This window comes from Rhodohalobacter sp. SW132 (assembly GCF_003390325.1).
Lineage (GTDB): Bacteria > Bacteroidota > Rhodothermia > Balneolales > Balneolaceae > SW132.
In genome coordinates, this window is the sequence record NZ_QUOK01000005.1 from 90,299 (window position 1) to 105,032 (window position 14,734).

At 44.8% G+C, this 14,734-nt stretch carries 16 protein-coding genes and 1 tRNA gene; all 17 read right to left on the minus strand.

From position 1 onward, the window contains the following. Positions 1-5: 5 nt before the first annotated feature. On the minus strand, positions 6-1,394 hold the full coding sequence (locus DYD21_RS11055) for a TolC family protein (RefSeq protein ID WP_116036554.1): 1,389 nt from the start codon (positions 1,392-1,394) through the stop codon (positions 6-8). Positions 1,395-1,512: 118 nt separating this feature from the next. Further along, positions 1,513-1,597, minus strand: a tRNA-Ser gene (locus DYD21_RS11060). Positions 1,598-1,649: 52 nt separating this feature from the next. Next, positions 1,650-2,546 carry an ATP synthase F1 subunit gamma gene (gene atpG / locus DYD21_RS11065; protein WP_116036557.1) on the minus strand — a complete coding sequence of 299 codons (897 nt, stop codon included), beginning with the start codon at positions 2,544-2,546 and terminating at the stop codon, positions 1,650-1,652. Further along, positions 2,546-4,165: a F0F1 ATP synthase subunit alpha gene (atpA, locus tag DYD21_RS11070; RefSeq protein WP_116036559.1), complete on the minus strand. Its 1,620-nt coding sequence runs from the start codon at positions 4,163-4,165 to the stop codon at positions 2,546-2,548. Before atpA ends, atpG begins: the two co-directional genes overlap by 1 nt. Positions 4,166-4,182: 17 nt before the next feature. Further along, the gene (atpH, locus tag DYD21_RS11075) at positions 4,183-4,731 is read right to left on the minus strand and encodes an ATP synthase F1 subunit delta (RefSeq protein WP_116036562.1); all 549 of its coding nucleotides are present in this window, start codon (positions 4,729-4,731) and stop codon (positions 4,183-4,185) included. Positions 4,732-4,737: 6 nt separating this feature from the next. Next, complete coding sequence (gene atpF, locus DYD21_RS11080) at positions 4,738-5,250, minus strand: F0F1 ATP synthase subunit B (RefSeq protein WP_116036565.1); 513 nt, start codon at positions 5,248-5,250, stop codon at positions 4,738-4,740. A gap of 11 nt (positions 5,251-5,261) precedes the next feature. Beyond that, on the minus strand, positions 5,262-5,483 hold the full coding sequence (gene atpE / locus DYD21_RS11085; RefSeq protein ID WP_116036567.1) for an ATP synthase F0 subunit C: 222 nt from the start codon (positions 5,481-5,483) through the stop codon (positions 5,262-5,264). A 39-nt stretch (positions 5,484-5,522) separates the two neighbouring features. Beyond that, positions 5,523-6,530 (minus strand): F0F1 ATP synthase subunit A, encoded by a 1,008-nt coding sequence (gene atpB, locus DYD21_RS11090; RefSeq protein WP_233505538.1) that lies wholly within the window; start codon positions 6,528-6,530, stop codon positions 5,523-5,525. A 59-nt stretch (positions 6,531-6,589) separates the two neighbouring features. Beyond that, positions 6,590-6,967: a hypothetical protein gene (locus DYD21_RS11095; RefSeq protein WP_116036573.1), complete on the minus strand. Its 378-nt coding sequence runs from the start codon at positions 6,965-6,967 to the stop codon at positions 6,590-6,592. Further along, on the minus strand, positions 6,964-7,197 hold the full coding sequence (locus DYD21_RS11100; protein WP_158551570.1) for an AtpZ/AtpI family protein: 234 nt from the start codon (positions 7,195-7,197) through the stop codon (positions 6,964-6,966). The genes DYD21_RS11095 and DYD21_RS11100 overlap by 4 nt, the downstream gene beginning before the upstream one ends. 5 nt (positions 7,198-7,202) lie before the next feature. Next, a complete protein-coding gene (locus DYD21_RS11105; protein ID WP_116036578.1) occupies positions 7,203-7,655 on the minus strand; it encodes a polymer-forming cytoskeletal protein in 453 nt (150 codons plus the stop codon). A gap of 11 nt (positions 7,656-7,666) precedes the next feature. After that, complete coding sequence (locus DYD21_RS11110; RefSeq protein WP_116036581.1) at positions 7,667-8,512, minus strand: M23 family metallopeptidase; 846 nt, start codon at positions 8,510-8,512, stop codon at positions 7,667-7,669. Positions 8,513-8,534: 22 nt separating this feature from the next. Next, positions 8,535-9,818, minus strand: coding sequence for a glycosyltransferase (locus DYD21_RS11115; protein ID WP_116036584.1), 1,284 nt, complete (start codon positions 9,816-9,818; stop codon positions 8,535-8,537). 20 nt (positions 9,819-9,838) lie between these two features. Next, the gene (gene guaB, locus DYD21_RS11120; protein ID WP_116036587.1) at positions 9,839-11,317 is read right to left on the minus strand and encodes an IMP dehydrogenase; all 1,479 of its coding nucleotides are present in this window, start codon (positions 11,315-11,317) and stop codon (positions 9,839-9,841) included. 79 nt (positions 11,318-11,396) lie between these two features. Beyond that, entirely contained in the window at positions 11,397-11,723 is a 327-nt protein-coding gene (locus DYD21_RS11125; RefSeq protein WP_116036590.1) for a hypothetical protein, read from the minus strand. A 155-nt stretch (positions 11,724-11,878) separates the two neighbouring features. Next, positions 11,879-13,174: an adenylosuccinate lyase gene (gene purB, locus DYD21_RS11130; RefSeq protein WP_116036593.1), complete on the minus strand. Its 1,296-nt coding sequence runs from the start codon at positions 13,172-13,174 to the stop codon at positions 11,879-11,881. Positions 13,175-13,188: 14 nt separating this feature from the next. Next, positions 13,189-14,679 carry a M48 family metalloprotease gene (locus DYD21_RS11135; RefSeq protein ID WP_116036595.1) on the minus strand — a complete coding sequence of 497 codons (1,491 nt, stop codon included), beginning with the start codon at positions 14,677-14,679 and terminating at the stop codon, positions 13,189-13,191. Positions 14,680-14,734: the final 55 nt, after the last annotated feature.

Below are 14,734 nucleotides of genomic sequence, written 5' to 3' on the forward strand. Positions count from 1 at the left end.
TAATATTAATTAATGCCGAGCTGTGAGATTGGAATCCCGGCAGCCTTGTATAGCGTTGCTACTCTTTTATTCAATTCGAAGACATTTTGTTTCAATTCAACACGAGTTTCGAGTTCATTCTGTACAGATTCAATTAAATCATCTACTTCGCCAAAACCAAAATCGTAGTCCAGCTGTTCTTGACGAACCCAGTTCCGGGATATGGTAAGCTTTTCCTCAAGTTGTGTAACCCGTGTTTGTGCCACCAATGCTTCGCGGTACCGTTCGTTCAATTCAAGAATAATGCCGTCTGTTAATGCATCTTTGAGATTCTGTACGCGTCGGTTTTCAATTCGGGCCCTTTCAACACTGTTTCGATTTGATCTGAAGTTCAGATTCTGGCGAATGCTGAGTCCCACTGCCGCAGATGCGTAATTTGTGCTATTGATAATAAACGGATTGGTTTGGCGGGGACGATTGGGTGTATTTGCATAACTTCCGGTGATCCCCAGGAAAAGTGCCGGGTAATTTTGTGCTTTTGTGGCATCAATCGATCGCTGTGTTGCTGCAATTCCGGCATCCGCGCCTTTTAATTCAGCCCTGCTTTCCATTGCAAAAGTTTCATAATAATCGTACGGTTCAAGTTCAAAAGGTACGGCTTCAATAAAATTCTGTTCAGGTATATAAACAACGGTTGCATCACCGCCCATTGCATAATTCCAGATTCTTCTTATCGATTGGAGGCTTTGCTCTACTTCAACACGCTGAACTACAAATTCAGCTTGAAACAGCTCAAATTTAAAAATATCGGATTGTTTCAGGTCGGGATCACCCTCTTCTTCCATCTCCCGCAGCTGCCGTTCAACCTGGCGCATCTGGCTTTCTGCGTCTCCCAGAATTCTATTCATCTCTTCAGCCAGCTGATAGCTGTAATAGAGCTCATACAGCTGAATTTCAATCTCTTTACGTTCGGCTTCAAACCGAAACTCAGCAGCCTGTGCACCGAGAGTAGCCGCTTCAATTGCGTTATCAATAGCTCCCCATGTATAAATTGGTTGTACAGCACTCAGCTCTGCCCGTGTAAAGATGGCCCAGTCTTCCCAGTCGTTTGATAAGTTTGGGTCGAGATAGTACTGTCCAGGGCTCAAATCTTCCTGACTCACAACGCCGGGTATTACACCGTGCTGTGTACTCAGTTCAATTCGGGGCAAAAATCGTTGATTTCTGGCCTGTTCAACCCGGTTGTTTGCAAGGTCTACCTCATTATAAAGGTAATCCGTTTGACCCGATCGGTCCAGCCCGCGTTCGATAAACTCCGGGAGAGACACCCTTACCGTATCCTGAGCAACCGCATGTGTGATTGTAGATAATAAAAAGAATATTGAAAAAAGTGTGGCGAGAAAAGTAGTCTTCATTTACGGTTCTATTTCAATTCATGAATAAGGTTGCATCGCACAAACGAAGAAAGAGGTGAAATATTAAAAAAAAAGCTCCAGTTTTTAATTGGAGCTTTAAAATATAAAAAATAATAAGCGGAGGGAGAGGGATTCGAACCCCCGGAGACTTGCGCCTCAACGGTTTTCAAGACCGCCGCATTCGACCACTCTGCCATCCCTCCGGTCGTAGTAAGATATGAATTGAATCACACCCTAATTTCAGTAAATCAATATCTAAGACTCTTCAAGTGCCTGGGCACCGGAAACAATTTCTGATATCTCGGTTGTAATTGCGCTCTGGCGTGCCTGATTATATTTAAGGGTTAACTCTTCTTCGAGTTCCTTAGCATTCTCAGTCGCGTTATCCATCGCGGCCATTCGGGCACCTTGCTCGGAAGCATTCGATTCGAGGACTGCTTTCCATAGCTGCATTATCAAATGCACCGGCAGAATTTCATCCAGAATCGCATCCGAATCAGGCTCGTAAATATAATCTGTTGTGGACAAAGAATCATCCTTATTCTCATCTTTTTTCAAAGATTCGGTATCTACCGGCAGAACCTGGTTGATGATACGATTCTGTGCAATTACGGTTTTAAACTCATTGTAACCGATAATAATTTTATCATACGTTTCGCTGGTAAAACCATCGAGTGCATCTTCCATGATTGCAGCAGTATCGTCGTAATTCAGATTATCAAAAAATCCAGGAAATGATTTTACAACCTTGTAATTACGCTTCTTAAAGTAAGCTGTTGGCTTTTTTCCTAAAGTTATCAAATCCAGCTTCCCGCTGTCGCGCAAATCAGAGAGATGCTTGGTGATGTATATTTCGACGACTTTAAACAGATTGTTATTAAAACCACCACACAATCCTTTATCTGACCCCACAACAATCATCAGCACACGATCGGTTGTCTCGGGTTTCCTCAGGAGTTTGTTCGATGAATCGGATGATGAAACGAGTCTCGAAACAACCTCTTTCATCTTATTGGCGAAAGGGCGCATGGAAGTCATCCTGTTCTGCGCTTTACGCAGTTTGGCAGCAGCAACCATTTTCATGGCTTTGGTAATTTGCTGGGTATTATTTACCGATGAAATCCGGTTACGTATGTCCCGAAGATTTACCATTAATTCACTCCTTCTGCTGCCAGTAGTTGATCAATAACGCTGTTGGCCGTTTCAATGATTTCTTCGCCAAATGAATCATTAAGTATTCCTGAAACCGACAGATCACTCATCTTCTTGCTATACTTAGCACCCAGTGTTTCGAGAAACATTGTCTCAAATTCACTGATTTTTGTTACCGGCAATTTATCCAGTAAGCCTGCATTATTCACTTTTAAAAGAGCAATTTGCTGCTCAACCGGAAGCGGCTGATATTCACCCTGCTTCATCAATTCAACGGTCCGTTCTCCACGTTTGAGCTGACGCTGTGTTGTTGCATCCAGATCAGAACCAAATTTTGCAAAAGCTTCCAGTTCGCGATACTGGGCCAGATCAAGTTTCAGGGTACCTGAAAGTTTCTTCATCGATTTAACCTGCGCTGATCCACCTACACGAGACACAGAAATACCAACATCAATTGCCGGGCGAATACCGGAGTTAAACAGATCCGTATCCAGGAAGATCTGACCATCGGTAATTGAAATTACGTTTGTTGGAATATACGCAGAAACATCACCCGCTTGTGTTTCAATAACAGGAAGCGCCGTTAGAGATCCCCCGCCTTTAACCATAGGCTTAAGCTCTTCAGGGATGTTGTTCATCATTCTTGCTACATCATCATTATCGATGATTTTTGCAGCCCTTTCGAGCAGACGACTATGCAGATAAAATACATCACCGGGATATGCTTCACGGCCCGGAGGACGTTTCAGCAAGAGTGAAAGTTCACGATATGCAACAGCCTGTTTTGAAAGATCATCATAAATCACAAGCGCATGCCGGCCGGTGTCGCGGAAATATTCGCCAATTGCAGCGCCGGCAAACGGAGCAACATATCGCATGGGGGCAGATGCACTGGCCGGAGCAGAAACAACTACTGTGTAATCGATCGCCTCATTTTCCTGAAGGGTTTTTACAATATTCGCTACGGTAGAACCTTTCTGTCCAACAGCAACATAAATACAAACAACCGGTTTATCGGAATCTTGTGTGTATTTTTGATTGATGATCGTATCCACTGCAACAGCGGTTTTCCCAGTCTGACGGTCACCAATTATAAGCTCACGCTGACCACGGCCGATTGGAATCAGGGAATCAATAGCTTTGATACCGGTTTGCAGCGGTTCATCCACCGGCTGCCGATAAATCACACCGGGTGCTTTTCGTTCAAGTGGTACGTTAATTTTGTCGCCTGTAATCGCACCTTTTCCGTCAATGGGCCTCCCGAGAGGATCTATAACCCGTCCAAGAATACTATCTCCCACAGGGAGTGATGCGATGGATTTTGTTCGTTTAACGGTATGCCCTTCCTCAACAGTAGTAGAATTACCAAAAAGCACAACCCCGGCATTGTCCTCTTCGAGGTTCAAAACCATTCCGCGAATAGGATTTCCGTCCCGATCCAGTGAATCAGGCAGTTCGACAAGCTCACCTGCCTGGACTTTGGAGAGTCCATAAACCCGGGCAATACCATCACCCACTTCAAGAACGGTCCCCATATCGTATGATTCAGCATCATTATCGAAACCGGAGAGTTGTTTTCTTAAAATATCTGAAACTTCGTCAGGTCGTACTTGACTCATATTCGTACCTTAATTTTTTAAACTGCAGTTCCTACTGCAAACTGTTTTTTAAGCTTATTGATTTTATATTTTACCGAGCCATCGATGACAGTATCACCAATTTTGACCACAAGTCCGCCAATCAGGTCCTTGTTTTCACTAACATTCATCTTCACCTTTTTACCTGTCTTATCAGTAAGTTCTTTGTGAAGCGCCTGTTTCTGGGTGTCCTTCAGCTCATACGCAGTTTCAACATCAACCCGGATAATACCTTGGTGTTCGTTGTACAACTTTATAAAGCCGGAACAGATATCAGCCAGCAGATCTTCTCTTCTTTTTTCAGACAATAACCGAAACAGACTTTTTAATTCATCTGTTACGTGTGATCCAAAAATAGCAAGTAGACCTTCAAGCTTATCTTCGCTTTTGATGACCGGGCTTCTCAAAAAGACTTTAAGTTCCCTTGAGTCATCAATTGTACTTTGAATAAACCGGACATCCTTTTCAACTTCGGCAAGTTTATCCTGCTCCAGAGCGGATTGCAGAAGTGCCTTGGCATATCTTCTGGCTGCTTTTGAAACCATCATTGTATGTTAGTTTTTAGAAAGATCACCAATAAAAGAATCGACAAGCTTTTTGTTTTTTGACTGATCCAGTTCTGCGTCTATGATTTTTGATGCAGCCTGCACAGCAAGCTCTGCAACCTCATTTCTGAGTTCAGTTAAAGCCTGCTTTTTCTCCTGATCGATCGTGCGCTTTGCATCCTCAACGATCTTCACAGCTTCTTTTCTGGCTTTATCAATCCTTTCAGAGCGGAGAAGTTCGGCCTCTTCGAGAGCCTGCTTTCGGATTTGCTGAGCTTTTACTTCAGCCTCCTTCAGCGCTTTCTGATTGTCTTTAGAGATCTGCTCCGCCTTTGCAAGAGCCTGCTCGGCAGATGCCAGCGAATCTTTGATCCGCCTTTCCCTTTCATCGAGCGCCTTCATAATAGGAGGTACCGCATATTTCCCCATAATAATCAGAAATACAACCATGGATATAAGAACCCATATTGCAAAGCCCGTATTAAAGGAAAGGATACCTCCTCCGCTTGCTATAAAGAACATAGTGAAATGGTTTAGACAGTAATATTAAGAGCCAGAATAGCGGTAACCACAGCTGCAAAGAGAGCAACACCCTCAATAAAAGCTGCCGTCAAAATCATGGCGCCACGAATGTCTCCTGCTGCTTCAGGCTGACGTGCGATACTTTCTACCGCGCTTTTACCGATCAACCCGATTCCGATTCCGGCACCGAGTGTAATAAGTCCAGCTCCAAGTCCTGCTGCTAAGAATCCCATATCTTTTACCTTTGTTGTTTTGTTAAGTTGTAGTAGTTGTTATGTTTTTACTTCTGTTGCCGTTGCAACAGAAGTATCATGCTCTTCGTGGTGATGTTCTTCTGCGGCCATCCCAATGAATACCGCAGACAGAAGCGTAAAAATATATGCCTGTAACAGCGCAATAAACGCCTTCAGAATATAAAGCGCGGCAGTTAATGCCACCCACACCACACTGGAGCCGACTCCAATCATCGGCCCGAAAATATCTGTAAAAATAAATATCAATCCCAGAATACAAACGATCAGTATTTTACCGGATAGCATGTTTGCAAACAGACGTATCGCAAGGGCAAATGGTTTTGTAAAAAGTCCGAGAATTTCAACCGGGGTCAGAATGATACGAATCAGCGGGTGAACACCGGGAAAGAGAAATACATGCCGCCAATGGTCTTTACTGCCGCTGAACTGAGTAATAAAAAATGTGATACCCGCAAGGGTTGCCGTTACGGTCAAATCTGCTGTGGCAGAAACTCCCCAAGGGAAAAGACCAAACAAATTCATGAAAGAGATCGCCATAAATACTGAAAACAGATATGGCACATAGCGTTTATACTTGTCCGGTGAGATATATTCTTTAGCGATATCATCCCGAATAAAAACAAAAAAGACTTCAAATATATTGTGAGCAGCCCCTTTTGGCTCAGAGGATTCACCAATCCCCCTTCGATATCTTCTGGCAGCCCAAATTGTGCAGAATAGAGTTAAAATAATCCCAAACCATACATACATCAGATGTGAGGTGATGGACATGTCGAGCGTGACAGGCGCGCCATCGCTCCGTACAATAGCGCCTTCCACACGCTGGAAATCACCGGATTCAATAGCACTTTGTGTGTTGGAATAGAAGTACCAGCTGCCGTCTACAAGAAGAATTTTTGGAAGATAAATTTTCGCTCCCAAAACTTCGAGGTAGTCATGATCAACAACCTTACCCATCACATCGATAACCGGTTCATCCCCGGTATCAGCATCACTCTGATTTGCGTGAGCAGCAGGATTTAGCACCAAAATAAGTAGAGAAAAGATCAGTAAATGGCGCAAAGCTTGTCGCATTTTTATTTACTTCAACCCGATCGGTTTGTTAGTTCTTTATTCAGTAGAATAATATTGATTACAGAATGACAAATATAAGAAATTAAAAAACTAACAGTAAAACTAAATTGATCGAATTTTTCCCAAACCAAAAGACCGATAAAGATTGCCAGAACAATGATAAGGCGCACAAAAATAGCCGGTGTATAGACGACAAAAAACAGTTCATCATTCCAACGTTTTGAGAATAATGAAGTTACATAATGCAGTATTATTGCAAGCAGTCCTACACCGTACCCTGCAAACCATCCGGTTCTTGAATCACCGGACATTAGAAAACCTGAGATTAAAAAAAAAAGAGCTAAACCTGCGAGTATTAATTTGGGCAGATTTGTACCGGCTTTTATCATGATTGATTTTTATCATTCCCTTTATCGCCCGAAACATCGCGGGCTACACGAATCATAATGACCAGCATTGTTGCTACTCCTATAAGAATCCCCAGAAATGTAAGCCAAGGCAGTGTATCCCAGGTACGGTCAGCCCAGTAACCCGCCAATATAGGTATACTTAAACCCGCGGCTATTTCAACCCCGAGTGATAAATATTGCAGGTATGTTTTATCCCGGGGTGTTTCCAAATCCGTTATTTTGTTCCTGAGCTATCTCTGAGAGTCGCTGCACCTGTTTTCCCTGATGCCGAAACGGCGGCTTGCGATTTCTTCTCGTCAGCCTGTTTACCCATTCTGCATTCGCCATTCATTTCAGCACCTTCCTCAACAATCAGAGTTTTCGTGTAGATATCGCCGTTTATCACAGCAGATTGCCGAAGCGTAAGTTTATTACTGACCCTTATTTCACCTTCTACTTTTCCTGCAATATCCGCATCCTGTGCCTGGAAACCGCCTTTAACGACGCCGCTTGAGGTAACGATTAATTTACCTTTTGAGTCGATTTCGCCATCTGCTTTTCCGGCAATTCGGATATCGTTTTCGGTTGTAATTTTTCCTGTGAGTGTGGTCCCTTCACTGATCATATTCAGCGTAGGTGATTGATTTTTTGATCCGGTCACTGTTCTTTTATCCTCTTTTTTAAACATGGATGGTTTGATTAGTTCATTAAATACATAACTGGATTCTGGGGGATTCCATTTTTCCAAATTTCAAGATGCAGGTGTGATCCGCTGCTCAATACGCCGGTATCGGACACTGTGCCCAATATGTCGCCTTTTAGTACAAAATCGCCCTGTTGTTTCAATATTTTTGACGCGTGTTTATACACGCTTACAATTCCTTCGCTATGCTGTAAATACAGAACATATCCGTAATTTATAGTCCACTCTGTATGGATTACAACACCATCGGCAAGTGCTGTAAAATTAGAATTCGTTCGGGCAGCAATGTCGATACCAAAATGTCCGCGGTCAGGTTCGAAATTCTGGCTTAATGAACCGTTCACCGGAAATGCAGCCGGAAACTCGGGTGCCCTTTCGAAGGAGCCTGAAAAGATAATTTCACTTTGTGAAAGCATGTCATAAGCATTGATAAATGGAGTTTCTGTAAATCCATCGCCTGACTGCGTTTGCTGCACACGGTTCGATGTCGAAACTTCAAAGGTTGTATCCGGAACTGTTTGCAAAACATTTTTCATATCGGTCAGCTGCCGGTCTCTCGCTTGAAGAGAGTCCTGCAAAGAAACGAGCCGTTCAGTTATTGCGATCGCCTCAGTCCTAAGCGATTCATCCTGCTGGCGCTGATAGAGTGAACCAAGCGGAGTCGCAAAAAAAATAATGGTTGTAAACAGCACGGATACGATAACCACAAACAGTGTTATTTTCACTATATCCTGCGCTGCAAGTTTGAACGAACTGGAACCGTCGGGATTCTGATCATCAAGAACCACTACCGTCACATCTCCTTCACGCTCTGAAAATATTTTCTTTAGAAAATCCCACATATATTAATGTATCAGGCAGTCGTCAATTATAAAAATTCGATTTTGCTGTATCTTTCATACCTACGTTATCGCATATTTCTGATAATTGTTTAGCAGTAAATTCGCGTTCAAACTGCAAAGTGTAATTAATGTCGCCGGAAGGGAGTTTTCCGGCTTTCCACTGCAAAAAGTATTTTTGAATAGCGTCTGCCCCCATATCTACACTCTCTATTCCAACTACTGTTGCTGCCCCGTAATTTTCGAGCAGCTTTTTGGTAATTCCATCCGGAACGTAGGCAAGGATCGGTTTCAGACTCCCCATGTATTCAAACACTTTCCCCGGAGTAACAGCATCAATACCGGGTATTTTACCGAGTGTGAGAAAGAGCAGATCGGCATTGACCAGATTTTGAACGGCATCCTGATGATTCAAATATCCAAAATCGGTGACATATTTTGTCAGGCCCAATTGATTGATCATTTTCCAGTGTGTTTGTCTGAGTCCTCCCTGAAACTGCAGATCAACATGTTTCCTGAACTCATCATCACGAACCATCAGTTTTTTTATCGATTTCAAAAACGAGTCTGGTTTTATTCGATCATAAAAAAGGCCACTGTGAAGTATTGTGAACGATTCACGATCACGGGCAGGAATCGCCTTTCTGAAGTTCTCCTTGTCGTATCCATTTGGAATGGTTTGGATTGGCGGCGAATTTTCACCAAGTCTCTTTTTAATTTTCTTATTGTAGGTATCATTCACCACAGTGATTGCATCCGCGGCTGAGAGTGTCTGTTTCTCAATGTTTTTCATTTTCCGGTAGTGCCACCTTGTGGGATAGCTGATCCAGTGGCTGCCGAGCCAGTCATCTCTCAAATCCATCACAACCGGCAGTCCGGTCTTATTTTTCAGCTGATGAGCAATTATCAGGTTGCTATAAGGTGGCGCGGTTGAAAATATGGCGTGGATAGTCTCTTTGTTGATGATTTCAAGTCCGCGTTCAACGGCAGGTTCAATCCAGCCTTTCTTATTGTCCGGCAGAAAAAACCAGGAAGTGATCCACTTTATAAAGAATGAAAGCAGGCGCCCTTTGGGTTTCGCTGATCGCTTCTTCTTGCCGGGCTGGAATATGGCGCTATTTTCCACTCTTTCAATCCGAATGGAAGCTTGTGCTGCTTCCTGCAGAAGTGAATCATCAAAGGTGTGATACATTCCGGGTTCCGGGGCAAGAACGATCGGTTCCCAGCCAAATTTTTTCAGGTATTTCGCAAATTTAAGTGGCCGCTGCACGCCGCTCCCCCCCATTGGGGGAAAGTAGTACGCGATCATTAATACCTTTTTTTTCAATGTTACGACACTGAGTAGTTCGGAGCTTCTTTTGTTATTTGAACGGAATGCGGATGACTTTCCCTGTAACTGGCGGCCGAAATCTGTACAAACTCTGCGTTTTGCAGCTCCTCAATTGTAGGAGCGCCAACATATCCCATTGCGGCTCGAATGCCGCCATTCATTTGATGAACAACCTCACCAAGATATCCTTTATAAGGAACACGTCCTTCAATTCCTTCCGGCACTAGTTTTCTCAGGTCGTCTTCAACGTCCTGGAAGTATCGATCTTTTGAACCTTTATCCATGGCCCCGAGGCTTCCCATGCCGCGGTATGATTTATATTTTCTGGATTCATAAATAATCGTCTCGCCGGGACTTTCATCCACTCCGGCAAACATCGATCCCATCATCACGGCATGTGCTCCGCCCGCAATCGCTTTGGGAATGTCGCCGGTTTGTTTGATTCCGCCATCAGCAATCAAGCCGATATCGTGTTTCTGAGTATATTCGGCAATCTCCATCACCGCAGAAAGCTGAGGCACCCCAACCCCGGTCACCACACGTGTTGTGCAGATTGAGCCGGGTCCAACCCCTACTTTTACCACATCTGCACCTGCGTCAACAAGTGCCTCTGCCGCCGCACGGGTTGCGATATTTCCGCCAACGACGTTCAGATCTTTATAGACAGATTTAATTTTGGAAATCATTTTCAATACGCCATCCGAATGGCCATGTGCAGTGTCTACAGTGATAATATCCACACCGGAATCAACAAGTGCTGTCACGCGGTCCATCGTGTCGGGTGTTACCCCAACTGCAGCCCCCACACGAAGTCTTCCCATGCTATCTTTACAGGCGTTAGGGAAATTCATCTTTTTCTCTATATCCTTGAATGTGATCAGCCCCACGAGAGTATCACCGGAATCTACAATCGGCAGTTTCTCTACTTTATATTCCTGCAGAATTTTTTCAGCCTGTTTTAGATCCGTTCCCTGCTTAGCAGTGATAAGGTTATCTTTTGTCATGATCTCACTGAGCTGTTTATCAACGTAATGCTCAAAACGCAGATCACGGTTTGTAACGATACCGATTAGTTTATTACCATTTTCAACAATTGGGATTCCGCCAATTTTATGCATTCTCATCAGTGCTCTGGCATCCTTTACCGTTGCATCGGGCGGCAGAGTTACCGGGTCTACGATCATGCCGCTTTCACTCCGTTTCACAAGGCGAACATGCTCAGCCTGATCCTCAATCGACATATTTTTGTGCAGCATAGCAATACCGCCTTCCCGGGCCAGGGCAATTGCAAGCCGGTATTCAGAAACTGTGTCCATCGCCGCACTGATGATGGGAGTTTTCAACTCAAGGGAAGGGGTGAGTTTAACGGACAGATCAACATCACGAGGCAGTACTTTGGAGTGGCTGGGCACCAGGAGCACATCGTCGTAGGTTAGACCCTGCCGTGTAATTTTTTTAAAGGGGGAGTGATTATTCATGTCGGGAGAATCGTTTCATTTACATTTTAGTAAAGATACGAAAACCGAATCAACTTCTTTAACCGAAACTCCCCTGTTTTTAATGGAGACGGGTAGTTTTCAATGCCCCTACAGCTGTATCCAAAGTACAGGTACCGTCTTGAAAACTTCTGACCCAGAAATCCACACTTTCCCGTCGTTTTTGGACCAGCGGACAGTTTGTCGAGAAATTCCCGTTCAGTTCATCAATATACCCTTTCACATCTTCTTTGATGGTATACTTTAACTCCTCAGGCAGTTCTCCCCATCCGAGAAGATTAAACATTTCAAGGATTTGTCTGTGCTCGAGTTCAGCTTCCCTGAAAATTGATCGGAGAACAGGTTCAGGGCGAAAGAGTCGGGGTGTTTTTAAAGCTGCATTCATCATAATTGAGTGGTTTGATTGATGTTCACCCGTATGATAAAACAGCGGAGTGACAACTTAATGTCACCCCTTCTTTAAATATTTTAAAAATAGTTTCTGGGGTATGAATTTAACCCTCCATGGGTTTCAAACCCTTGGAGGGTTTAGGGTTTTTCGATTCACGAAAGCCCTACCCTTTCAAAAATTTCATCCACACGCTGCGTATGGTGCGTGAGATCGAATGCGCTTTCGATTTCTTTTTCGGAAAGATGCTCCTGAATCGTTGGGTCGGCTTCCACCAGCGGGCGAAATGCCGTATGCTCTTCCCACGCTTTCATCGCCAGCGGCTGGACCGTATCGTACGCTATTTCCCGGCTGATCCCTTTGTCAATCAGCATCAGCAGCAGACGTTGTGAAAATACAAGCCCGTGGGTTTTATCCATATTCAGCTTCATATTCTCCGGGTAGACCATCAGCTTTTCGATCACACCCGAAAATCGGTTCAGCATGTAATCGAGCAGAATTGTGGCATCCGGAAGAATGATCCGTTCGACGGAAGAGTGTGAAATGTCGCGCTCGTGCCAGAGCGGCATATTTTCGTATGCTGAGACCATGTAACCGCGAAGAACTCTGGCGCAACCGGTGATATTCTCAGAGCTGACCGGGTTACGCTTATGCGGCATAGCCGAGGATCCTTTCTGACCTTTTCGGAAAAACTCCTCTGCCTCGCGCAGTTCAGTTCGCTGAAGATGGCGAATTTCCACCGCAATTTTTTCAAGTGTACCGCCGATCACAGCCAGTGCTGCCATATAATAAGCATGGCGATCTCGCTGAAGAGTCTGTGTGGAGATAGGCGCCGGATGAATTCCCAGTTTCTCACAGGTATATTTTTCAACCTCGGTAGGGATATTGGCAAACGTACCAACTGCGCCGGAGAGCTTTCCAAACTCCACATCCCGCGCTGCGGAGTCAAATCTGACGATATTCCGTTCCATTTCTGCGTACCAAAGAGCACATTTCAGCCCGAAAGTTGTCGGCTCGGCGTGCACGCCGTGGGTTCGCCCCATCATCACGGTCAGCTTATGTTCTTTCGCTTTGGCGGCAAGTGCTTCAACCATTCGGTTTAGTCCTTCGCGCAGCAGTTCATTAGCTTGCTTGAGCCTGTAGCCGTTAGCGGTGTCAACCACATCGGTAGATGTGAGACCGTAATGAACCCATTTTTTTTCATCACCCAGAGATTCGGAAACAGAGCGGGTGAACGCCACAACATCGTGCCGGGTCTTTTTTTCTATTTCATGGATTCGGTCAACATCAAACCGGGCATTTTTGTACAGTTTATCTACATCTTCAGAAGGGATTTTGCCCAGCTTGCTCCACGCCCAGCAGGCGGCAAGTTCAACATCAAGCCACGCCTGGAATTGATTTTGTTCAGACCATATTTCTGACATTTCGGGGCGTGCATATCGTTCAATCATAAATTATTTTAAAATTATTGGGATGGAATTTTTAGTGTGGTACCCGCCTCGATCGTATCATCAAGGTGAACCTGGTTAATGATCGCCAACCGTTCGGGGGTAAGATTCATGGGCAGTTCATCGGGTAAAAAACTGCGAAAGGTGTCGGAGCGATCCGTCGTAACGAGCTGAATTCGTGCCGGCTGTATATTTAAGAGCTCCTGATCCGTCAAGCGGTCAAATTGCCCTGGAACACCTGTGAGCGCTGATTCGTACGCTGAAAACCGATTAGGTGAAGTATAGTTGACAAATCTGTAGACTCTGCCATCAAACTCAACAGAGTAAATAATTGCGCGCAGATCTCCTTCCTGCTGTGACACCGTAATATCGGCATAGTATGCAGTGTATTCATCGCTGCTCGTAGCTGCATTCTGGCTGTTAACTGAGATGCCATCCTGCTGAATAAAACTGCGAACAGACTGTTCAGCGGATTCGGATTCTCCGTCAATTCTAAAAATAATTACACCGTCTCCTTCGTCGCTGACAAGTACCACCTGCTGAGGCTGGTTGATGAGCTGCCAGTTACCCGGGATCGGAAACTGAAATTCGAGTTCGGGATGCACAAACTGATCCTCATTTTGAAATCCCTGCCGCGGATCTTCTCCAAAAACCATCCCTTCCAGTAAACTCAGGTACTCCTCCTGGTTTCGAATATTTTGTTCATAACCCCGTTCTCGCCACTGTTCTGCAAGTCTGGGAATGTTCTGCTCCCTTTCACCGGGATCCGGGTGAGAGGATAACATAGTGGGAATTGCCTGACCCGATTCTTCAGAAATTCGTTTGAGACTTGTAAAAAAAGCAGCGCCTTCTTCAGCTGCGTACCCGGCCATTGCAGTGTACTCAACGCCCAATCGGTCTGATTCCCGTTCTGCATCCCGGCTATAACTTAGAAATATGAGCTGGGCTGCCTGACTGCTGAGGTTCAGAATACTTTCACCCGGCAGACCCAGGAATTCCTGTCCAAGAATCGCCCCTCCGAGAATTGCAATCTGCCCGAACTGTTGCCTTAACGCTCTCTGTGATGCATGCCGGGCGGCCACATGTCCGATTTCGTGCCCGACAACCACGGCCAGCTGCGCCTCGTTATTCATATGAGCCATAAGTCCCCTGGTGAAATAAACATATCCTCCCGGCAGTGCGAAAGCATTGACAACAGGGCTGTCGAGTACGCGAAAATAGAACTCCGTTTCGCGAAACTGCTGGTCGGTGCTTTCTCTGCGCATGTGGCTTTCAGCAAGTATTTTTTCACCAAGCTCGGTGATGTAATTTGCAACAGTTTCATCATCGTACAGGCCAAATTCAGCGACCATCTCGCGGTCAACTTCCTGGCCGATCTGCACTTCCTGGCTCCAGGAGTACGCCATAAGGCGCTGATTTCCGGAAACCGGATTTTTTTGCACAGAACATGCACTGGCAAAAAGGATTACTGATAAAAAGAGAACGGAGTGTCGTATAATCTGTCTCATGGCAACCTTCCTTTTTTGTGGATTAGTAAAAGGTACAACATCAAATAGATATTCA

Excerpts from the sequence above, each read along its gene's own strand:
- atpF (WP_116036565.1), bottom strand. The coding sequence starts at position 5,250 with ATGTTCTTTATAGCAAGCGGAGGAGGTATCCTTTCCTTTAATACGGGC.
- DYD21_RS11125 (WP_116036590.1), bottom strand. The coding sequence starts at position 11,723 with ATGATGAATGCAGCTTTAAAAACACCCCGACTCTTTCGCCCTGAACCT.
- DYD21_RS11115 (WP_116036584.1), bottom strand. The coding sequence starts at position 9,818 with ATGATCGCGTACTACTTTCCCCCAATGGGGGGGAGCGGCGTGCAGCGG.
- DYD21_RS11110 (WP_116036581.1), bottom strand. The coding sequence starts at position 8,512 with ATGTGGGATTTTCTAAAGAAAATATTTTCAGAGCGTGAAGGAGATGTG.
- DYD21_RS11135 (WP_116036595.1), bottom strand. The coding sequence starts at position 14,679 with ATGAGACAGATTATACGACACTCCGTTCTCTTTTTATCAGTAATCCTT.
- DYD21_RS11055 (WP_116036554.1), bottom strand. The coding sequence starts at position 1,394 with ATGAAGACTACTTTTCTCGCCACACTTTTTTCAATATTCTTTTTATTA.
- atpA (WP_116036559.1), bottom strand. The coding sequence starts at position 4,165 with ATGAGTCAAGTACGACCTGACGAAGTTTCAGATATTTTAAGAAAACAA.
- atpE (WP_116036567.1), bottom strand. The coding sequence starts at position 5,483 with ATGGGATTCTTAGCAGCAGGACTTGGAGCTGGACTTATTACACTCGGT.
- atpG (WP_116036557.1), bottom strand. The coding sequence starts at position 2,546 with ATGGTAAATCTTCGGGACATACGTAACCGGATTTCATCGGTAAATAAT.
- atpH (WP_116036562.1), bottom strand. The coding sequence starts at position 4,731 with ATGATGGTTTCAAAAGCAGCCAGAAGATATGCCAAGGCACTTCTGCAA.
- guaB (WP_116036587.1), bottom strand. The coding sequence starts at position 11,317 with ATGAATAATCACTCCCCCTTTAAAAAAATTACACGGCAGGGTCTAACC.
- DYD21_RS11095 (WP_116036573.1), bottom strand. The coding sequence starts at position 6,967 with ATGATAAAAGCCGGTACAAATCTGCCCAAATTAATACTCGCAGGTTTA.
- DYD21_RS11105 (WP_116036578.1), bottom strand. The coding sequence starts at position 7,655 with ATGTTTAAAAAAGAGGATAAAAGAACAGTGACCGGATCAAAAAATCAA.
- purB (WP_116036593.1), bottom strand. The coding sequence starts at position 13,174 with ATGATTGAACGATATGCACGCCCCGAAATGTCAGAAATATGGTCTGAA.